Source organism: Streptomyces sp. a15 (assembly GCF_059026085.1).
This window is the reverse complement of record NZ_JBWLKM010000017.1, coordinates 46,538-67,721: the sequence shown is the minus strand read 5'-3', so window position 1 is coordinate 67,721 and position 21,184 is coordinate 46,538. Positions and strand designations below refer to the sequence as shown.

Here is a 21,184-nt window from a genome sequence, read left to right as displayed (position 1 = left end):
TGGCACCCGCGGGTGCCGCCGGGGCGGCCCGGGCCCGCTCAGGCGAACGCGTCGCGCAGCTCCGGCAGCAGGGTCTTGCCCGCCCAGTCGAGATACTCGGGCTGCGACTCCCCGCCGATCTGCACCAGGGCGATCTCGGTGAAACCGGCCTCCGCGTACGGCCGTACCGCCTCGACGAAGTCCTCCGGGTCGTCGCCGCACGGGATCGAGGCGGCGACGTCGTCGGGGGTGACGAACTGCGTGGCCGACTCGAACGAATCCGGGTGCGGGAGCTCGGAGTTGACCTTCCAGCCGTTGCCGAACCAGCGGAACTGGGCGTGGGCGCGCTTGACCGCCGCGTCCCGGTCCGGGTCGTAGCAGACCGGCAGCTGGCCCACGCGCGGCTTGCCCGCGCCGCCGTGCCGGTCGAAGGCGTCGAGGAGCCCCGCCTTGGGCTCGGTGGCGATGACCAGGTCGGCCAGCCGGCCCGCGAGGTCGCAGGACTGCTCGCCGGAGACGGCGATGCCGATCGGCGGCGGCTGGTCGGGAAGGTCCCACAGCCGGGCCGACTCGACGTCGAAGTGCGTCCCGCGGTGGTTCACATGGCCGCCCTTGAAGAGCGTGCGGATGATCTCCACCGCCTCTTCGAGCATCTCGTGCCGCGTGTCGACGGACGGCCAGCCGCCGCCCACCACATGCTCGTTGAGGTTCTCGCCCGAGCCGAGCCCCAGCCGGAACCGGCCCTCGGACAGCAACTGCATCGTCGCCGCCTTCTGCGCCACCACCGCCGGGTGGTAGCGGACGGTGGGACACGTGACGTACGTCATCAGCGGAATGCGCGAGGTCGCCTGGGCGGCGGCGCCCAGCACACTCCACGCGTACGGCGAGTGCCCCTGGGTGCGCAACCACGGAAAGTAGTGGTCCGAGGTCACCGAGAAGTCGTAGCCCGCCTCCTCGGCCCGCACCACATGGTCGACGAGCTCACGGGGGCCGGCCTGTTCGGTCATCATCGTGTATCCGATTTGCACCATAAGGCCTGAGTCCCCGGTGAGCGGCGGGGAAAACAGGCCGACCGCCGCCTCTCGATCACGGCGGGGGCTCGGGAGAGAATGCCCTTATGAGTACTGGCCGTGAGTCCCTTCGCCCGCTGCCCACGAGTACCCCCGCCGCCCAGGGCGTCGACGCGTCGGGTGTCCACGCCTTCCTCGACGCCCTCGAAGCCGCCCCGGGCATCGAGCCGCACGGCCTGATGATCCTGCGGCACGATCACGTGGTGGCGTCCGGCTGGTGGGCGCCGTACACCCCGGACCGCCTCCATCTCCTGTACTCCCTCAGCAAGAGCTTCACGGCGACGGCCGTGGGCCTCGCGGTCGGGGAGGGGCTCATAGGTCTGGACGATCCGGTCATCTCGTACTTCCCGGAGTTCGACGCCGACATCACCGATCCGCGCAGCCGCGCGATGCTCGTACGGCATGTGGCGTCCATGTCCAGCGGGCACCTCGACGAGACCTACGACCGGGCGCGCGCACTGGACCGGGACGAGCCCGTCCGGGGTTTCCTGCTGCTGCCGCCGGAGCGGGATCCAGGGACCGTGTTCGCCTACAACCAGCCCACCACCTACACGCTGTCCGCGATCATCGAACGGGTGACCGGTCAGTCGCTGACCGAGTACCTGCGGCCGCGGCTGCTGGATCCGCTGGGCATCGGCGAGGTGGCCTGGACGCGCGGCCGGGCGGGCCGTGAGCTGGGCTTCAGCGGGCTGCACGCCACCACCGACGCGATCGCCCGGCTCGGCCAGCTGTACCTGCGGGACGGCGTGTGGGAGGGCGAGCGGCTGCTGCCCGAGGGGTGGGTGGCCGAGGCCACCCGCGTGCACATCGCGAACGCCGACGGTACGCCCGAGGGCGCACGGTCCGACTGGCAGCAGGGCTACGGCTTCCAGTTCTGGCGGTCCCGGCACGGCTACCGGGGCGACGGGGCGTACGGGCAGTACTGCCTGGTGCTGCCCGAGTACGACGTGGTGGTCGCGATGACCTCGGCGAGCGAGGACATGCCGCAGATCCTGAACCTGGCCTGGGAGCATCTGCTGCCCGCCTTCGGGACCGAACCGCTGTCCGGCCGGCAGGAGACGGACGCGGCCCTGGCCGAGCGGACGGCCCACCTGGCGCTGCCGACCGTACCCGGCAAGCCGGCGCCGCCGGACCGGGCGGAGGCCTGGTCCGGCGCCGAGTTCGCCCCGGACGACGTGGTGCGCGAGAGCCTGCGTGCGCTGACCGGGGCTCAGGTCTCGGCGGACGGGGACGGCTGGCGTCTGACGCTCGTCGAGGACGGCCACCGGCTGGAACTGCCGCTGGGACAAGGTGGTTGGACTGTCACCGAGGAGCCGCTTCCCGTCGCGGCGGGCGGGGGATGGACCGACGCGGACACCCTCGTCGTCGACCTGGCCTTCCTGGAGACACCGCACCATCTGGTGGTGACGTGCTCGCTCTCGGACCGTACCTTCACGGCACGATGGCGCCCGGAGCCGCTGAGCGGCGGGCGTCTGCGCCATATGAAGGCTCCCCGACGGTCGTCAGTCTGACGGCTGTCGGAACGTCTTGAGGAAGGTGTCCAGCGCCTCCCGGTTCGCGCTGTCGTTCCAGTCCGCGGCCGGGGTCGTCCAGCGCAGCGAGTAGCCGCGGCCTTCTCCGATGAGGAAGCCGCGGCCGAACGTGCGCACGCGGGTGCCGTCGACGTCGGCCAGCCACTCCATGTCCGCGGCCTCGCGCCCCTGGTACGTCGTCGCGCTGATCTCGCCGATCCGTCGGTAGTCGCCCGACGTCTTGAGGTCCGGCTCGACGTCGTCCCGCCAGACGGCGACGGCGTCCTCGCCCACGCGTTCGCTGTAGGTGACGGCGAGCGTGCGCGGGTCGTCCTTCGCGCCGAAGGTCACGCGGTACGCCAGGTCGGCCATGCGCGTGGTGTCCAACGGCTTCCAGCCTTCTGGGAGGGCCACGGAGAAGCCCTCGGGGGAGCTGTAGACGCTGTATCCGGAAGGCAGCGCGTTGCCCGAGGGGGTTGCCGTCGGTGTCGGCTCGGGTGTCGGTGTCGGTGTCGGTGTGGGGGTGGGCGTCTGTGGTGTGGGTGTCGGCGTCGTCGGTGGTCGGGAGGCCTGTCCGTCGGTGCCGCCGCCGGGCGCGACGGCCGAGGCGGAGGGGGCCGGACTCGGCGGCGTGTCGCTCGCGGCGGTGCTGGTGCCCGGCAGTTGGCGCGTCACGGCCAGGACGGTGACGGCGACCGTGACGACGGCCAGGGCGGTTCCGGCGACCATGGTGCGCCTGCTCCACCCCGGGCCCGCCGTGTACATCCCGCGCAGCCGGGTTCGGGGCATCGGACTCACGGCCATGTCCGGGTCCTCGTTCAGAACCCGGGTGAGCGCCTCGCGGACCACCGGGCGGGTCAGCCGCTCCTGGCAGTTCTTGCGCAGCAGCCCCTGCACGGTCCGAGTGAGCGGCCCCGCCCGCAACGGCGCCCGCAGCGGCAGCCGGTCCACGCCCTTCAGGGTGCTCTCGGGCCGGTCCCGGTCCCGGAAGGGCGGACGGCCCTCGACCATCGTGTAGAGGATCGCGCCCAGCGCCCACAGGTCCGCGGCCGGCCCGATGCGCTCGTCACGGGCCTGCTCGGGGGAGGCGTACGACGGCACGGTGACCCGGGGCGCGAGGGTCGCGCCGGCCAGGCCGAAGCCGGTGACGACGACCGTGCCCCCCTCCCGTACGAACACCTGGCCGGGGCTGAGTTCGCCGTGCGTGATGCCCTCGCCGTGCGCCGCCTCCAGCACGTCGAGCAACTCGAGACCGATGCGTGCCGCCCGTACGTAGTTGATCGAGCCCCGCCGGCCGATCACTTCGCCCAACGGGATGCCGTCGATGCACTCGGTGACGATCCACAGCGTGTCGGACTCCACCATGGCGTCGACGACCGGGGCGACCCGGCCGGGGCACAGCAGGGCCATGGTCTCCGACATACGGATGACCCGCGCGGTGGCCCGGCGCGCGCTCTCCCCGTCCGGGTCGGCCGGCAGCCCGATCTGGGTGAGCAGACAGGGGCGCTCGACCTGGATGTCCTCGCCGTACCAGCAGATACGGTTGGTTTCGCGGTGGAGGACCTCCAGGAGCCGGTACCTTCCGGCGACCAACTCGTGTGTGGAGACGTGCGCCTTGACCATGTCATCCCTCGCTGAACCCCTGGCTCTCACCTTTCACAGAGGTACGGCGCCCGCGGCGGGATGTGTTCAATGAATTCTCAACTGAACGGCGTCTCTTTTCTTTTGTTCACCCGCTGTACGACAGTTCAGTAAGAACTGTCCGTCCGGCGATCGCAGTTGACCCGACTCAGCGCAGCCCGAACCGCTCGGACCAGTCCAGCACGTCGCCGGTCGTCGCGTTGCCCCCGCACACCACGAGCCCCAGCCGGGCGCCCTCACCGACCCGCTCCAGGACCCGCCGGGCCGCGGGAAGCAGGCACCCGGCAGCCGGTTCGGCCCACACCTTGGCGTGGTCGGCGAGTTCGAGCGAGCCTCGCACGGCCTCCCGGTCGGGGACCACGAGCACCTCGGTGACCAGGGCGGACACATGGTCGTACGTCAGCTGCGACACCGAGGGCGCGCTCAGCGTGGACACGATCGACGACAGCGGGACCGGCACCGGACCGCCCGCCGCCAGCGCCCGGGACATGGCTTCGGCGCCCTCGGTCTCCACGCCCCAGATCCGCAGGCCCGGACGGCGGGCCCGCAACGCGGCCGCGACACCGGCGATCAGCCCGCCGCCCCCGACACTCACCAGCACGTCGGTGAGGTCGTCGGCGTCCTCGGCGAACTCCAGCCCGACGGTGCCCTGACCGGCGATCACCACGGGGTCGTCGAACGGGTGCACCAGCGTCAGCCCCTCGTCGCGCAGCCGTGTCACGAGCGAGAAGGCCCCGTCCATGTCGTCGGTCAGCCGCAGCGACGCGCCCGTCTCCCGCACGATCTCGACGGAGCGGGCGGGCGCCGAACGCGGCATGACGACCGTCGCCTTGACGTCGAGGGCCGCCGCCATGACGGCGAGGGCGATCCCGTGGTTGCCGCCGCTGACCGCCACCACCCCGGCGGCCCGCTCGGCCCCGTTCAGCGCGAGCAGCCTGGCCGTCGCCCCGCGCGCCTTGAACGAGCCGGTGCGCTGGAGCATTTCGAGCTTCGCGGTGACGGGGGCACCGAGCAGCGCGGACAGGCCGGGGCTCGGGACCGTCGGGGTGCGTACGACGTGTCCGGCGATCCGCTCGGCCGCGTTCTCGATGTCCGTGATCCCGATCAAGGCACTCATCCTTCCGGCGCGGGGCGATGATCCACGCCGACTCGCACCCTGACGTGCGGGGCGGGCGCGGTCAACCCGGTCTCAGAGGTCGCGCCGTACCAGGAAGCCCAGCAGCGACCGCAGGTCGTCGGCCGCTCCCGTCGCGATCGGCACCTCGGCGAGGGCCGACTCCACGGCGGCGACCTGCCGGCGCGCCTCGGCCGGCGCCGCCGCCCGGCCGCCCGCCTCCTCGATCAGCGCGGCCGCCTCCGCGGGCTCCCCGGCGGATTCCAGGAGAGCGGCGAGCCGTCCCGCCGCGGGGCCCGCCGCATCGAGCGCCGCCAGCACCGGGAAGGTCTTCTTGCCCTCCCGCAGATCGCCGTGGACGGGCTTGCCGGTGACGGCCGGATCACCCCAGATCCCCAGGGCGTCGTCGACGACCTGGAACGCGATCCCGAGATGCCGGCCGGCCCGGTCCAGGGCGGCGACCGTGGCGGGCGGCGCTCCGCCGAGCAGGGCGCCCAGCGCGGCCGCACAGCCCAGCAGCGCGCCGGTCTTGTGCTCGGCCATCGTGCGGTACTCGCCCGGTCGCACCCGGCGCGGCCCCGTCCAGGGACGCGTGGCGAACAGCAGGTCGTCGGCCTGCCCGCGCACCAGGTCGCCCAGCGCCGTGGACAGCAGGCGCAGGGCCGCGGGTCCGGCCGGCGTCGCGGCGAGCGTCTCGACGGCCAGGGCGAACAGCGCGTCCCCCGTGAGGACCGCCGGACCCGTCCCGTACGCCTTCCACACGGTCGGGCGGCGGCGCCGGGCCGCGTCGCCGTCCATGATGTCGTCGTGCAGCAGGGAGAAGGCGTGCACCAGTTCCACCGCAACCGCCGCCGGCACCCCGGCCCGCCCGGGCGCACCGGCCGCCTCGGCCCCGAGCACGGCGAGCGCCGGCCGCAGCCCTTTGCCGCCGGACACGACGGCGGGCCGGCCACCGACCTCGCACCAGCCGAACGAGTACGCGGCCATCTCCCCGACCCACGGATGCATACGCCCCACCGCCTCCCGCAGCGCGGGCCGCACCAACGCGCGGCAGCGGTCGAGGACTTCGGGTGCGGTGACTGCGAACGTCAGCGCAGTCACCGTACGACCTCCGCCCGCGGTCGGGACCCGTCCTGCGCCCCTAGCGGGGACTCGTCCCGCACCCGCAGACCGAACTCCGCCTGGGCCCGCGCCACCATCTCCCGTGCGTGTCGCAGTCCGATGCGTTCCAATGTGCCTGCCAGGTCGGCCAGTTCGGCCGCGGTCTCGGCCCTGTCGCGGCCCAGCCGGGCCAGGGACTTGGCCAGCCCGAGGCGGGCCAGCGCCTGACCGCGTGGCTCGCTCATGGCCCGGAACTCCGTCAGCGCCTGCTGGTAGAGGTCGCGGGCCTCGATGTAACGCCCGGCGCGGTAGAGGACGTTGCCGCGCATCTTGTGGTTGTAGGCCAGCGCGCTGGACAGCTTCATCGTTCGGCACGTCACCTCCGCCTCGGACAGCAGGGCGAGCGCACGCTCGGTGTCGCCGTCGCGCACGGAGACGACGTCGGCGAGCCCGCGCAGCGCCCAGGCGCGCCCCCGCCGGTCGTCGGCGTGTGCGGCGATCCCGGCCGCCTCCTCGAACATCGCGTACGCCGTGTCGTACGCACCGGTGTTGCGGTGCATCTGCGCGATGCCCTCCAGCGCCCACACCGTGTGCCGCGCCTCGCCGCGTCGGCGGGCCTCGGCGAGCAGCTGCTCGTGCAGCCTGCCGACGGCCTCGTAGTCGCCCTGGATGCGGCCGGTCTCGGCCAGTCCCGCCAGCGAGTAGCCGCGGGCGAGGATGTCGCCGCCGCGCTCAGCCAGTTCGGCCGCGAGCCGAAGCAGCCGCCGGGCCAGCGCCAGGGAGCCGCGCTGCCGGGCCAGCGTGCCGCCGCTCCACAGCGCCCAGGCCATCGCCGCGAGGTCCCCGGCGGCCCGGGCCGCACGGTAGCTCGCCTTCCATGCCCGGTCCGCCTCCCCGATGCGGCCCAGCCTGCGGTGCGCCTCGGCGACCGCCAGCCCGGAGCGCGCCGCCTCCCCGTGCCGGCCGGCTTGCTCGGCTGCCCTCAACTGCTCGGTGCCGGCGGCCAGTACGTCGGTCAGCGAGGAGTTCACGGACAGGGTGGTGAGGGCGCCCTGGTACTCCGGGGCGAATGCCTTGCCGTACATGCATGCCTTTCGGTTCCGTATGCACACCGTCCATGCAGCGCAGCTATACGTTGCGTGTATACATGGTGTGTATAGTGCCTCGAAAATCAGCCCCGGCCCGAAGGCCAGGGCTTGGTCTGTTGCCGGTCAAGACGCGGACGGAGCCGAACGGGTTGCCCGTGAGGCGCAGATCACCGCATGAGGTCTCAGTGCTGCTGGGGTTTCTGGGGCGTGGCCTCGCTGGGCCGGACCACGACATATCCCTGGCCCTCGAGCATCAGCTGCACGGCCTCGCCGGAACCGCCGCGCAGCATCGACCCGATGGACTGCGAGCGGTGCAGCGAGGTGTTGAGGCCCGCCGTCCAGCCGACGACCGCGTCCGTGTCGACGTACACCGGGTACTGCGGCGAGACCGGAATGACCAGCGGAGTGCCGTCGCACACCAGGCCGAGCTTGCCGTGCCCGGTGAACACGCTGTTGAACAAACCACCGCCGGTCATGCCGGCGCCCTTCACGGTGGCGATGCGGTACGACAACGAGGCGTCGAAACACAGGACGTTGCGGCCGTTGACGGTGAACTCGTCGCCGGGGTCGATCTCGACGACGAAGCAGCTCTGCGCCTCGTGTGCGAACCACGCCTCGCCCTGCCCGCGCACCGCCATGAGGGGGAGCCCCTCACCGGTGACCGCGCGCTTGAGCATGCCGCCCACGCCCTGGCCCTTGCGCTCGAACTGGAGATTGCCGCGGTAGGCGACCATCGCCCCCTGGCGGGCGAGCATCTCGCCGTGCACCGCGTACTTGATGCACTTGGAGTTCTCGACCGTCATGCCCGGCGCTGTGGCCGGCTGCACCATGTGCTCGCTGGAAAACAGGTCACCCTTCATGCAGGCATCCTGGCCCGGAGGGACGCCTTCCGCCAAGATCGCGGACGGGGCGTTTCTTCGGGGACGCCTGGGGACGGCTGGGGGCGGCTGCCTCAGGCGCCGAACAGCTGCGTCCAGTACGTGCCCGCGGGGCCGCCGCCCGCGAATCCGACCCCTATGTGGGTGAAGCCGGGCTTGAGGATGTTGGCACGGTGACCGGGGCTGTTCATCCAGCCCTCCACGACGTCGACGGGGGAACGCTGGCCGCAGGCGATGTTCTCGCCGATCGAGCGCCGGGTGGAACCCGCGGCGGCGGCCCGGTCCCAGGGCTGGGTGCCTTCGGGCGAGGTGTGGGAGTAGAACGCGCGGGCCGCCATGTCCGTGCTGTAGGCCTGCGCGGCGGCGGTCAGCGGCGGGTCCGGCGCGAGGGGCGGCAGCCCGGCCCGGGCGCGCTCCCGGTTGGTGAGCTCGACGACATCGGCCTGCGCGCGCGCCAGTTCGGCCGGAGTGAGGGGCCTGGCCCACAGCGCGGTCCAGAACGTGTCGCCGGAGCGGCTGTCGGTGACGTACGCCAGACCGGCGTGGGTGAACGCCCGGTTGTGCAGGGTGCGCCGCGGCTGTTCGGTGCGCAGGCAGTACGCGACGAACTCGGCCGGCGTGCGCGGGCCGGAGACCAGGTGCTCGCCGACGGTGACATACGCGTATCCGGCGGCGGTGACGCGCTGGTGGACGGAGACCCCGTCCGCGCCCTCGACGCCGAGCCGCCCCGCCGAGGCCATGGCGGACGCGTGGGCGCGTGCCGCGGCGGCCAGGCGGGCATCGAGGGCGACCGGCGGTGCACCGACCGCGGCCCGGGCGGAGTTGACGAGGCCGAGGAAGCCGTCGGGGTCGGGTGCCGACACGATCTGGCGTGCCGTCCGTGCCGTCCGTGCCGTCCGTGCCGTCCGTGCCGTCCGTGGCGGCAGCGACGGCACGGACGGCAGTGGCGGCCGGGCTGTCGGCAAGGAGGCGGACGGCGTCGGGCGGGTCGTCGGCGCCGGTGGGGCGTCGGCGACGTCCACTCCGAAGTCGCGGGCCAGGCCCGCCAGGCCGTCGGTGTACCCCTGCCCCAGCGCCCGCAGCTTCCAGCCGTCGCCGCGTCGGTAGATCTCCGCGAGCAGCAGGACGGTCTCCTGGCTCGGGCGTGACGGGACGAACCGGGCGAGGGGACGGCCGCTCGCGTTGGTGACGTGGAGGGTGGGGGCGGGCAGCCGGCCCAGGGGAGTGGCGGGATCGGCCGGGCTGACGACCACCGTGAGCCGGGTGGCCCCGGCGCGCAGCCGCGACGGGTCGACGATCAGGGTGTCGCCGTGCAGGCGGGCGCCCTGAGTGGCCGGCTGGTTGTAGAAGACGAAGTCGTCGTCGCCCCCGACCTTGCCGTCGTCGTCCGTGATGAGCGCGGACACGTCGAACGGGCCGGGGACCCGGACGGTGACGGCACCGCCCGGGAGGGGCAGATTGCCCCCGGGGACCAACTCGCTCATCGTGCCGCCCTGCTGTCGTCGCTGGGGACCCCTGGGGGGTCGTCCGGACAACGTGCGCAGGCGCGTGAGCGTTCCCCGCCCGCCTGTCCCGCGGTCAGCCCAGCGTGATCCCCGGAGCGATGTCCTCGTGCCGCTCGACCGGCGTGGCGGAACCACGCGCCGCCTTCGACCGCTTGCCGCAGAACGCCGACTCCAGCGTGCCCAGCATCGTGTTGAGGACCGTCCCGTTGTTGGAGGTGTTGGCGAGCGCGCTGAGGCTGCGCCCGCCGTGCTTCGTGGTGAAGGCGTACGTGTAGTAGCCCTGGACGGCGCCCGTGTGGCCGTACACGGACACACCGCACGACAGGGTGCGGCGGCGCAGCCCGAGCCCGTACGCCTGCGACCCGCCCGCCGGCACCCACCGCTGCATCTGCGCCAGTTGCGCGGCCGAGGTCAGCCGGCCGCCGAGCAGTGCTGTGAGGAAGGTGTTGAGGTCCCGGGTGCTGGAGATGAGCGCGCCGGCGCTCTGGGCCCAGGACGCCGTCTGCTTGGTGGCGTCGACCAGGGCGGCGCCCGCCTGGTCCGGGGTGAGGTAGCCGCGGGCGTGGCGGCCGGGGATCTCTGTGGCCGGATGCGCGTAGAAGGTGTCGCGCAGTTTCAGCGGCTCGATGATCCGGTTCTGGTACTCGGTCCGCAGGGAGTGGCCGGTCAGCTTCCTGGCGAGCATCCCCGCGATGACGAAGTTGGTGTTGGAGTACGAGTAGCCGGCGCCCGGCGCGCCGGTCCGCGGCCGGCGCAGCGACCGCTCCACCAGCTGACGGAGGGTGAAGGCCTTGGTGCGGACCGCCTCGAATCCGGGGACGGTCCTCGCGAACATCTCGTTCGTGTAGTCGTACAGCCCGCTGCGATGGCTCAGCACGTGCCGCACCGTGATCCGGCCGTCGGGCAGCAGGCCGGGCAGATAGCGGTTGACCGACGAGTCGAGCTTCAGCTTCTTCTCGTCGACCAGTTGCAGCAGCACCGTCGCGGTGAAGACCTTGGTGACGCTGCCGATGCGGAAGCGGTCGGCGTCGCCGATGGTCCGCCGGGTCTTCCGGTCGGCGACGCCCTCGGCGGCCAGGCGGACCGTGCCGTCGGCGTGGTCGATCCGGGCCAGCGCGCCGGGTGCGCCCTGCTTCAGCGCCGTGCGCAGGACTCCGCGCAGACCGGTGAGGTCGGGTTTCGGGAGCGCGCCCGGCGCGGTGGTACCGGTCTCGGAGGCCGTCGATTCCCGGGGTGCGGCCTGTGCGGGAACCGCCAGCAGAGACAGCAGGACCGCCCCCACCACCGTGCCCCTGCGCACCGTTGCTGATGCCATGCGACTGCTCTCTCTTCCTGTCGACGAGTCACATCGGCACAGCGGGCAGACGGTTGGAGATTCGCTGATCACTGCGCGATGCGGATTCGCGCAGTATTGCCGGTGAATGGGATGAAATCGACCATTTCGCCCCTCGATCCCCTGCTGTTCCACAGGGACCGACCATCCGGCGGGCCGTCAATTCTGCTTCTTTTATTGACGACGGAAAAGAACCCCTCTAGGTTCCCGGCCATGCGCTTCACCCACCGCGCCGAGACCTTCCCCGTCAACACCCCGGCCGCCGCACAGATCTTCACGGTCGTCCTGTCCCAAGGCCCCCTCACCCGCCTGGAGCTGGCCCGGCGCGCCGGACTGTCCCCGGCCGCCGTCACCAAGGCGGTCCGGCCCCTGATCGAGGCCGGATACCTGGTGGAGGACGCCGACGAGGAGGCGCGTCCCGCGCTCGGGCGTCCGGCGAACCTGGTGCGGGTCGACGGCGGCCGGGCGCTGTTCCTCGGGATCAAGGTGACCGGCGACGAGATCATCGGCGTGCTCACCGACCTGTGCTGCCGGATCCGCGCCGCCCGCCACGTACCGCTGACGGACCGTGATCTCAAGGTGGTGCTGGCCGCGACCGCGGACGTGGTCCAGGAACTCCTGGTCGAGGCGGACGGCCTCGGCGTGGGAGCCCTGGGGCTCGGCATCGCCGTCTCCGGCGACGTCGACCGCGGCGCGGGAGTCGTCCGCTACTCGCCCTTCCTGGAGTGGCGCGACGTCCCGCTCGCCGAACTCGCCGCCACCACCACGGGGTTGCCGGTCACCGTCGACAACGACGTGCGCGCGCTGACCGTCGCCGAGCAGTGGTTCGGCGCGGGCGCCGGCCTGTCCGACTTCGCCGTGGTGACGGTCGGCGCCGGCATCGGCTGCGGTCTCGTGGTGCACGGCAAGGTGGTCGCCGGCGCGCATGGCGTGGCGGGCGAGATCGGCCATGTGACCGTCGACCCGGCCGGACCCCTGTGCCACTGCGGCAACCGCGGCTGCGTGGAGGCGATCGCGGGGGACGCCGCGATCCTGCGGCGGATCCGCGAGACCACGGGCGTCGACGTCACCGACACCGCGTCGGCCGTACGGCTCGCCCGCCGTGGGGTTCCCGGAGCCCGCGAGGCGTACGCGCGCGCGGGGGAGGCGATCGGCCGCGGCATTGCCACCGTGGCCAACCTGCTCGGCCCCGAGCGTGTGATCATCTCCGGCGAGGGCCTGGCCGCCCACGACCTGTTCGCCGAGCAGATCCGCGACGCCTTCGCCGCGGCCGCCTTCGGTTCCGCCGCGCAGTGCGATGTACAGACCCGCCCGCTGCCCTTCGAGGAGTGGGCGCGCGGGGCCGCGGCCACCGCGATCCAGTCCTTCATCCGAGCCGACACCCAGGGCGCGCCGTAACGCGCCCCCGATCACCCACCCGCAGAGCCGACACCCAGGAGGTACGACCCATGGGGTCATCCTCGTACTCCGTCCTGCCCGCACGCGCCCTCAGAGCCGTGGTGGTCCTGGCCCTCGCGGCCGGAGCCGTCACCGCCGCTCCGGTGGCCGAGGCCGGCACGGCCGCCCCGGAACTCGCCGCCAAGCCCTACATGGGCTGGTCGAGCTGGAGCATGCAGTCGTCCAAGTACCCCGGCCTCAACCCGGACGGCGACTACAGCTACCTGACCGAGACGAACGTCCTCAAGCAGACCGACGCCATGGCCGCCAAGCTCAAGAAGTACGGCTACGAGTACGTCAACATCGACGCCGGCTGGTGGCGCGACAGCACCTGGAAGCCCGGATTCGACGCGTACGGGCGGCAGCAGGCCGACCCGGTCCGCTTCCCCAGCGGTATGAAGTCCGTCGCCGACCGCATCCACGCCAAGGGCCTCAAGGCCGGCATCTACCTGCCCGCCGGCCTGGAGAAGGAGGCGTACGGCGCCGGGCAGGTGCCGGTCCTGAACGCCGACGGCTGCACGACCGCCGACATCGTCTACGACGACCTGCGCACCACCAACGGCTGGGACAGCTCGTACAAACTCGACTTCTCCCGCCCCTGCACGCAGAAGTACATAGATTCCCAGGCGCAGTTGATCGCCGACTGGGGCTACGACTTCCTCAAGCTCGACGGCGTCGGCCCCGGCTCCGGCAAGAGCGGCGACCAGTACGACAACGTTGCCGACGTGGCCGCCTGGAACAAGGCGATCGCCGCCACCGGCCGCCCGATCCACCTCCAACTGTCCTGGTCCCTCGACATCGGCCACGCCGCCGACTGGAAGAAGTACTCCAACGGCTGGCGCATCGACACCGACGTCGAGTGCTACTGCAACACCCTCGTCAGCTGGGAGAACTCCGTCGACGACCGCTGGGACGACGCCCCGGCCTGGACCCGGCACGCCGGCCCCGGCGGCTGGAACGACCTCGACTCCCTCGACGTCGGAAACGGCGAGATGGACGGCCTCACCAAGGCCGAGCGGCAGAGCTACGCCACCCTGTGGGCCATCGCCAAGTCCCCCCTCTACACCGGCGACGACCTCACCCGCCTCGACTCCTACGGCCTGTCCCTGCTGACCAACCGCGAGGTCATCGCCGTCAACCAGGGCGCCACCCCGCCCGCGCGCCCCGTCACGCCCTCCGACCCCCAGCAGGTGTGGGCCGCGAAGAACCCCGACGGCACCTACACCGTCGCCCTCTTCAACCTCGCCGACGCGCCCGCCGCCGTCACCGCCGACTGGTCCACCCTCGGCTTCACCGGCAAGGCAGCCGTCCGGGACCTCTGGAACCACGAGAACCTCGGCACCTACAAGAACAAGATCACCCAGGCCCTCCCCGCCCACGGCTCCCGCCTGTTCACCGTCACCCCGCAGGGCAGCGCGCTGACCACGACCGCCTACGAGGCCGAGTCCCCGGCGAACACTCTCAGCGGCAACGCCTCCCTCGCCGACTGTTCCGCCTGCTCCGGCGGCAAGAAGGTCGGCAACCTGTACCTCGGCGGCAAGCTCCGCTTCAACGATGTCGTCGTCGGCAAGGCGGGCACCTACTGGGTCAAGGTCGCCTACGTCAGCGGTGACGCCCGCTCGGTCGACGTCTCCACCAACACCGGCGGCGCCACCCGCCACAAGCTCCCCTCCACCGGCGACTGGGGAACCGCCGAGACGGTCAGCGTGCCGGTCACGCTGAAGGCGGGCAGCAACACGGTCACCTTCGACAGCGCAGCGGGCTACGCCCCCGACATCGACCGCATCGACGTCCCGAAGTCGTCCTGACCCACCTCCCCGGAGCGGAGCACCCCATGGACACCGACCGCCCTTCGGACCAGCTGCCCAGACGCAAGCTCCTCGCCCTCGCCGCGATGACCGGCACACTCGCCGGCCTGCCGACGTTCACCGCCACCGCCGCGCCGCAGCGGCCCGCCGACTCGTCCCTGCCCGGCGGCGACGCACGCCACGAGCTGTGGTGGCAGGCCCCCGCCGACGACCGCTCGATGATCGAACAGGGGCTGCCCGTCGGCAACGGCCGCCTCGGCGCCCTCGCGAGCAACGACCCCGGCCGTGAAGTCCTCCTGATCACCGACGCCACGATGTGGACCGGCGGCCTCAACGACTTCCTCGACGCCGACGGCCAGTTCCCCTACGACCGCGAGAACTTCGGCTCCTTCACCCTGCTCGCCCGCCTCACCGTCGACCTCCCCGACCACGACCTGTCCGCCGTCTCCGGCTACCGCCGCGCCCTCGCCCTCGACCAGGGCGTGGTGACGACCTCGTACGTCCGCTCCGGCGTGACCTACCGACGGCGGATCTTCGCCAGCCGCCCCGACGACGTGATCGTGCTGCACTTCACGCAGAGCGGCGGCGGCCACTACACCGGCACCCTCACGCTGGAGGGCACGCACGGCGAAGGCACCGCGAACTCGTTCGGCGCCGCTTTCCCCAACGGGCTGCGCTACGGTGCCGCGGTCACGGCGTACGGCAGCGGCGGCCGCGTCGCCGTCGACGGGCCGCGTGTCTCCTTCTCCGGGTGCCGGGAGCTCACCGTGGTGGTGAGCGGCGGCACCAACTACGCGCCCGACGCCGATGCCGGCTACCGGGACCCCTCCCTCGACCCCGAGCGACTGGCCCGTACCAAGGTCCGCGCGGCCGCAGCGCACTCGGCCGACTCGCTCCTGCGCACCCATGCCGCCGACCACCGAGCACTGTTCGGACAGCTGGACGTCAGCCTCGGCACGTCGTCCGCCGAGCAGCGCTCCCTGAACACCTGGGAGCGGCTGAAGGCGCGGGCCCGGGACGGGGTGCCCGACCCCGAACTGGAGGCCGCCTACCTGCAGTTCGGCAGGTACCTGATGATCTCGGGATCCCGTGGCAGCCTGCCGCTCAACCTCCAGGGACTCTGGCTCGACGGCAACGACCCCGACTGGATGGGCGACTACCACACCGACATCAACATCCAGATGAACTACTGGATGGCCGACCGCGCGGGCCTGTCCGCCTGCTTCGACGCGCTCACCGACTACTGCCTCGCCCAGCTCCCGTCCTGGACGCACTTGACCCGAAGACACTTCAACGACCCGCGCAACCGCTACCGCAACTCCTCCGGCAAGAACGCCGGTTGGACCGTCGCCATCTCCACCAACCCCCATGGCGGAAACGGCTGGTGGTGGCACCCCGCGGGCAACGCCTGGCTGTGCACCACGCTGTGGGAGCACTACGAGTTCACCCGGTCGTCATCCCATCTGGAGAGGATCTACCCGCTGCTGAAGGGTGCGTGCGAGTTCTGGGAGGCGCGATTGCTCACCACGACCCTGCCGGGCACCTCGCGGGAGGTCCTCGTCGCCGACAGCGACTGGTCGCCGGAACACGGACCGCTCGACGCCAAGGGCATCACCTACGCCCAGGAACTGGTGTGGGCGCTGTTCGGCATCTACTGCACCGCCTCGGCGGAGTTGAAGAAGGACACCGGGTACGCGGACACCATCGCCTCGTTGCGGCGGAAGCTGTACCTGCCCCAGGTGAGCCCGAAGACCGGTTGGCTGGAGGAGTGGATGTCTCCCGACAACCTCGGCGAGACCACCCACCGCCACCTGTCCCCGCTGGTCGGCCTGTTCCCCGGCGACCGCATCCGCCCCGACGGCCCCACCCCCGCCGACCTCGTCGACGGCGCCACCGCCCTGCTCACCGCCCGCGGCATGGAGAGCTTCGGCTGGGCGAACGCCTGGCGCAGCCTGTGCTGGGCCCGCCTGAAGAACGCCGAGAACGCCTACCAGCTGGTCGTCAACAACCTTCGCCCGTCGACCGGCGGCGGCAACGGCACCGCCCCCAACCTCTTCGACATCTACGAAGTGTCACAGGGCCGGGGCATCTTCCAGATCGACGCCAACTTCGGCACCCCGGCGGCGATGATCGAGATGCTCCTCTACTCCCGCCCCGGCCACATCGAACTCCTCCCGGCCCTCCCGGACGCCTGGGCGGAGTCCGGCTCCCTCACCGGGGCCGGCGCACGCGGCGGCTTCGTCGTCGACCTGGACTGGCGGGACGGCAGGCCGACCCGGGCGCGGCTCCGCAGCGTGGGCGGCCGGACCACGACGGTGGCGTACGGCGATAAAATCCGGACCGTGAGTCTGCAGCCCGGGGGGTCCGTGACGCTGAAGGACTTCGCTCGGTGAAGGCCCGTCTCGCGCGTGCGGGCCGCGCCGTCGCCGTACTGCTGCTGGCCTCCGCCTGCCAGTCCACGGCCACCCCGGCCGGGGCGCCCGACGTCCCGGCCGGCGTCGTCACCTGGGCAGCGAGCGCCGACCGCTTCGGCGAGGCCGCCGCCGACCGCGGCTACCGGCTCGTCGTACACACCAGCGTCGGGGGCCACGATGCGCGGGTCCGGCTCTCCAACGCCTTCGGGGACCGGCCGGTGACCTTCGACAGCGTGTACGCCGGCCTCCAGAAGCAGGGCGCCGAACTGGTCCGCGGCAGCAACCGGAGGCTCTCGTTCGGCGGCGCGCGCTCCGTCACCGTCCCCGCCGGTCAGACCGTACTGAGCGACCCGCTGCCGGGCAGGCTGCCCGCCGCGGTCAATCTGGTGATCAGCATCCACACACCCGACGCGGCCGGCCCGGCGACCGGCCACTGGATGGCCATGCAGACGTCCTACGGCACCCGGGGCGACCACACCGCCGAGGAGAGCGCGGCGAACTGGACTCAGACCACCGGCTCCTGGTTCTACCTCGACGCGGTCTCCGTCCGGGCGGGTGCGGACATCGGAGCCGTCGTCGCCCTCGGCGACTCCGTCACCGACGGCTGGCAGTCCACCAGCGACCAGAACCGCCGCTGGCCCGACTACCTCGCCCGCCGCCTCCACCGGGCGGACACCACCGTGAAAGGCGTCGCCAACGAGGGCATCTCCGGCAACAAGGTCCTCGCCGACGGCGCCGGACAGAGCGCCCTGAACCGACTGGACAGGGACGTGCTCTCCCAGCCCGGCCTGCGCACCGTCTTCCTCTTCGAGGGCGTCAACGACATCAAGGCCCACACCGGCGTCACCGCGGACGATCTGATCGACGGCTACCGCGAGATCGTCGACCGGGCGCACACGGCCGGCAAGTGTGTCGCGGCGGCCACCGTCGGCCCCTTCAAGGGCTGGTCCGAATGGGACCCGGAGGCCGAAGCCGTACGCCGGGAAGTCAACGAATTCATCAGAACCAGCGGCGAGTTCGACTCCGTCACCGATTTCGACCGCATCCTCCGCAGCCCCTACGACCACGAACGCATCCATCCCACCTTCGACGGCGGCGACCACCTGCACCCCAACGACAAGGGAATGCAGGCGATGGCCGACGCCGTCGACCTCAAGAGCCTCGACTGCGGCGACCCGCTGCCGTAGGTCAGGACGCCACCCCACGGCCCGATCCGCTCGGCTCCGGAGCGATCAGGCCCTGCCGGTAGGCGACGGCCACCGCCTCCGTACGGCTCGCCGCACCCAGCTTGGCGAGGATGTTGGAGACATGGACGCTCGCCGTCTTGCCGCTGATGAACAGCTCCTCGCCGATCTGCCGGTTGCTGCGGCCGAGGGCGAGGAGCCGCAGCACGTCCTGTTCGCGGGCGGTGAGGATCGCGGCGCGGTCGGCGGTGGAGGCGGTGTCCGACAGGCGGCCGCGGCGGATCAGGGAGTCCAGCCGGCCGAGGAGCGGAGCCGCTCCGAAGCGGACGGCCGTCTCCCGGGCCGCGCGGGCCTGTACGGCGGCCTCCTCACGTCGCTCGTCCGCCAACAGTGCCTCGGCGAACCGTAGTTGGCAGCGCGCCCGCTCGTACATGTCCCCGAAGTCGAACGCTTCGACCGCCCTCGCCCAGGCCGCCGCGTCCGGCCCGGCCACCGCCCACGCCCACTCCGCCTCCGCGCGGGCGAGCCACGCCTGCCCCTCCGGACCCTGCGGTGTGCCCTCGTCACCGCGCACGGCCGTGACCCGGGCCAGGTCACGGAGTTCGGTCGCCGTGGCCGCCCAGCCGCGCGCCCCGCTCTCGTCGCCGGCGCGGCGCAGTGCTGCGGCCCGGTCGGCCACCGCCGAGAGGGCGAGGGCGGCCAGCCGGACCGTGACGTCCGGCGGGGTGCCCGCGTCGTCGGTGAGAGCCGCGACGGTGGACCGCATCCGCTCCACGGCCGCCTCCGGCTCCCCCCGCTGCGCCGCCGCGTCGGTCAGCACGATGCCCGCGATGAGCGTGCCCATCCAGTCGAACGGGCCCTCCAGCAGGGCGCGGGCACGGTCGGCTGCCGTGAGGTCGCCGCGCGCCAGCGCCACGTACAACGCGGGCCCGACCGTGTACCCGCCGGCTGCCGGAAGCACCGCGGCGTCCGCGGTCGCCGCGTCGACGCACTCGTCCCAGCGGCCCAGCGTGTACAGCACCAGCAGCCGGAGGTAGCGCATCTCCAGCGGATACGGCGAGGACCGCAGCCCCGCACGCCGGGCCCGGTCCAGCCCCTCGGTCAGCCACGGCAGACACGCGTCGAGCTCACCCGACTCGAAGCAGCCGATGGCCAGATTGAACAGGGCGCGCAGCTCCACCAGCGCGTTGCCCGCACTGCGCGCCAGCTCCCGGGCCTCCCGCAACCGCTCCCGGCCCTCCGGCGTACGGCGGCCGCCGCCTTCGAGCACGGCCAGGGACACGAGCAGATCGGCCTGGGCATCCTTCGCGTCCAGTTGTTCGGCGACGCCCAGGGCCTGCCGGGCGACCCGCAGAGCGGTCTCGTACTCACCGACCTGACGCGCCGTCATCACATGGATGGCGGCCGCCCACACCCAGGTGCGCGACGGCGGCTCGGCGGGGATCAGTGCCAGGGCCTCGCTGCTGTAGGCGAAGGCGGCCGTCAGACTGTCGACGGTCATCAAATTCCCGGCGAGCGTGTACCGCACCCGGGCGGCCAGCTCCAGGTCCGCGTCCTGGCCGACGCCCGCGAGCGCCGCCCGGGTGAGGGAGACCGCCCGGTGCGCCTCCCCGGCGTGCGCGGCCGCCGCCGAGGCGCGCAGCGTGAGCGCCACCCGGTCCACGCCCTCGCCCGTGGGCCGCGCGGGTGCTTCCACCGCCGACCACAGGTCGAGGGCGGCTTCGAGGTGCCGTAGCTCCTCGGCGGGCGCGCCGACCCGCTGGGCGTGGTCCGCTGCCTCCAGCGAGGCGGCGAGCGCCTCGGGCAGGTCGTGGCTCTCCCGGTAGTGGTGGGCCCGCTCGGCGGCGCTCTCGGTCCTGCGGTCCCGCCCGGCGAGCAGCCGGGCGAACGCGCCGTGCAGCCGGCCCCGTTCCCCCGGGAGCAGGTCCGCGTACACCGCCTCGCGGGCCAGGGCGTGCCGGAAGGCGTACGTGTCGCCGTCCCCGAGTGTCAGCAGCTGTCGGCCCACCGCCTCGCGCAGCGCCGCCTCCAACTCGTCCTCCGGGAGCCCCACGGCCTCCCGCAGCAGGTCGTGCTCGACGCGGCGCCCGGCGACCGCGGCCGTGCGCAGCACCTGCTGGGCGGTCTCGGACAGCTGCTCGAAGCGGATGAGGAGGACGTCCGCCAGACCGCTGGGCACCCCGCCGACGTCCGTCTCCGTGGCCGCGACCAGCTCCTCCGCGTAGAAGGCGTTGCCCTCGGCGCGCTCGACGATCCGCCGGACCGTGGCATCCGGCAGCGGACGGTCCTCCAGCGCGCGCACCAGCCGCGCCACCTCGACGTCGGCCATCGGACGCAGTTCCAGCCGCTCCACGGCGGGCAGCCGCACCAGCTCGGCCAGCAGCGGGCGCAGGGGATGGCGGCGGTGCAGGTCGTCCGCGCGGTAGGAGGCGAACACCGCCAGCCGGTGCGTTGGCGCTCCACCGGCCGACCGCTGGAGGATGCCCCGGCTGAGCAGGAACCGCAGGAGGTCCCGGGAGGACTGGTCGGCCCAGTGCAGGTCCTCCAGGACCAGGAGCAGGGGAGCGATGTCCGCCACATCGGCCAGCAGCCCCGCGATGCCCTCGAACAAGCGCAGGCGTCCGCCCATGTCCCGCACGGCGTCGGTGCCGCCGCCCAGCAGACGGTCGACCACCGGATGCCCGGCGAGGACGTCCGCGAACCGCTCGTCGGCCGCGAGCACGCCCAGGACCTCGGTGAACGGCAGATACGGCAGGCCGACATCACCGAGGTCCACGCAATGCCCGGTGAGGACCGTCATCCCGGCCGCGGCGGCCTGCCCGGCCACCTCGTCCAGCATCCGCGTCTTGCCGACCCCGGCGTCCCCGGCGACCAGCACCGCCCGGGCCTCACCGCCCCGGGCGCGCTCCAGCAACCCGGAGAGTCGGGCAAGTTCTTCGTCCCGGCCGATGAGCGGTGTGGTGAGCGAGGTGTGCGACACACATCCATCCTGGCACGTGACACTGACAGCGCCCCATGTCCAAGGGGACTGGATCGACCTGCAGGGGCGCGGGGAACCGCGCGACGAGCCACACACATCCCGCAGCCGCAGTCGGACGGATCGCCCCGAGCTCTTAGGCGC

14 protein-coding genes are annotated in these 21,184 nt (G+C 72.5%); 5 read left to right on the top strand and 9 right to left on the bottom strand.

Annotated elements, in window-relative coordinates:
* Window positions 1–38: 38 nt before the first annotated feature.
* Window positions 39–1,010, bottom strand: a complete 972-nt coding sequence (locus AC5P09_RS19600; RefSeq protein WP_493875114.1) for an LLM class F420-dependent oxidoreductase — start codon at window positions 1,008–1,010, stop codon at window positions 39–41.
* A gap of 86 nt (window positions 1,011–1,096) precedes the next feature.
* Between AC5P09_RS19600 and AC5P09_RS19595 the strand changes: the two genes are divergently transcribed.
* On the top strand, window positions 1,097–2,560 hold the full coding sequence (locus AC5P09_RS19595) for a serine hydrolase domain-containing protein (protein WP_493875113.1): 1,464 nt from the start codon (window positions 1,097–1,099) through the stop codon (window positions 2,558–2,560).
* Here AC5P09_RS19595 and AC5P09_RS19590 read toward each other — a convergent pair.
* The 7 genes from AC5P09_RS19590 to AC5P09_RS19560 form a co-directional block, all read right to left on the bottom strand.
* On the bottom strand, window positions 2,552–4,183 hold the full coding sequence (locus AC5P09_RS19590; RefSeq protein ID WP_493875112.1) for a serine/threonine-protein kinase: 1,632 nt from the start codon (window positions 4,181–4,183) through the stop codon (window positions 2,552–2,554). The genes AC5P09_RS19595 and AC5P09_RS19590 overlap by 9 nt on opposite strands.
* 166 nt (window positions 4,184–4,349) lie before the next feature.
* Window positions 4,350–5,309 carry a threonine/serine dehydratase family protein gene (locus AC5P09_RS19585; RefSeq protein ID WP_493875111.1) on the bottom strand — a complete coding sequence of 320 codons (960 nt, stop codon included), beginning with the start codon at window positions 5,307–5,309 and terminating at the stop codon, window positions 4,350–4,352.
* 81 nt (window positions 5,310–5,390) lie between these two features.
* A complete protein-coding gene (locus AC5P09_RS19580; RefSeq protein ID WP_493875110.1) occupies window positions 5,391–6,416 on the bottom strand; it encodes a polyprenyl synthetase family protein in 1,026 nt (341 codons plus the stop codon).
* Complete coding sequence (locus tag AC5P09_RS19575; protein WP_493875109.1) at window positions 6,413–7,501, bottom strand: tetratricopeptide repeat protein; 1,089 nt, start codon at window positions 7,499–7,501, stop codon at window positions 6,413–6,415. The genes AC5P09_RS19580 and AC5P09_RS19575 overlap by 4 nt, the downstream gene beginning before the upstream one ends.
* Before the next feature lie 185 nt (window positions 7,502–7,686).
* Complete coding sequence (locus AC5P09_RS19570; protein WP_493875108.1) at window positions 7,687–8,364, bottom strand: AIM24 family protein; 678 nt, start codon at window positions 8,362–8,364, stop codon at window positions 7,687–7,689.
* Between the two features lie 92 nt (window positions 8,365–8,456).
* Window positions 8,457–9,866 (bottom strand): CAP domain-containing protein, encoded by a 1,410-nt coding sequence (locus AC5P09_RS19565; RefSeq protein ID WP_493875107.1) that lies wholly within the window; start codon window positions 9,864–9,866, stop codon window positions 8,457–8,459.
* Window positions 9,867–9,960: 94 nt separating this feature from the next.
* Window positions 9,961–11,202: a serine hydrolase domain-containing protein gene (locus tag AC5P09_RS19560; protein WP_493875106.1), complete on the bottom strand. Its 1,242-nt coding sequence runs from the start codon at window positions 11,200–11,202 to the stop codon at window positions 9,961–9,963.
* Window positions 11,203–11,433: 231 nt separating this feature from the next.
* On the opposite strand from AC5P09_RS19560, the gene AC5P09_RS19555 reads away from it, so the two are divergent.
* Genes AC5P09_RS19555 through AC5P09_RS19540 form a run of 4 tightly spaced genes read left to right on the top strand, consistent with a single transcriptional unit; the run spans window position 11,434 to window position 18,066 of the window.
* A complete protein-coding gene (locus AC5P09_RS19555; protein WP_493875105.1) occupies window positions 11,434–12,618 on the top strand; it encodes an ROK family protein in 1,185 nt (394 codons plus the stop codon).
* Between the two features lie 50 nt (window positions 12,619–12,668).
* Window positions 12,669–14,465 (top strand): alpha-galactosidase D, encoded by a 1,797-nt coding sequence (locus AC5P09_RS19550; protein ID WP_493875104.1) that lies wholly within the window; start codon window positions 12,669–12,671, stop codon window positions 14,463–14,465.
* A 26-nt stretch (window positions 14,466–14,491) separates the two neighbouring features.
* On the top strand, window positions 14,492–16,858 hold the full coding sequence (locus tag AC5P09_RS19545; RefSeq protein ID WP_493875103.1) for a glycosyl hydrolase family 95 catalytic domain-containing protein: 2,367 nt from the start codon (window positions 14,492–14,494) through the stop codon (window positions 16,856–16,858).
* Window positions 16,855–18,066, top strand: a complete 1,212-nt coding sequence (locus tag AC5P09_RS19540) for an SGNH/GDSL hydrolase family protein (RefSeq protein WP_493875102.1) — start codon at window positions 16,855–16,857, stop codon at window positions 18,064–18,066. The genes AC5P09_RS19545 and AC5P09_RS19540 overlap by 4 nt, the downstream gene beginning before the upstream one ends.
* Window position 18,067: 1 nt before the next feature.
* Here the strand turns inward: AC5P09_RS19540 and AC5P09_RS19535 are convergent, their stop codons facing one another.
* Window positions 18,068–21,043, bottom strand: a complete 2,976-nt coding sequence (locus tag AC5P09_RS19535; RefSeq protein ID WP_493875101.1) for a helix-turn-helix transcriptional regulator — start codon at window positions 21,041–21,043, stop codon at window positions 18,068–18,070.
* Window positions 21,044–21,184: the final 141 nt, after the last annotated feature.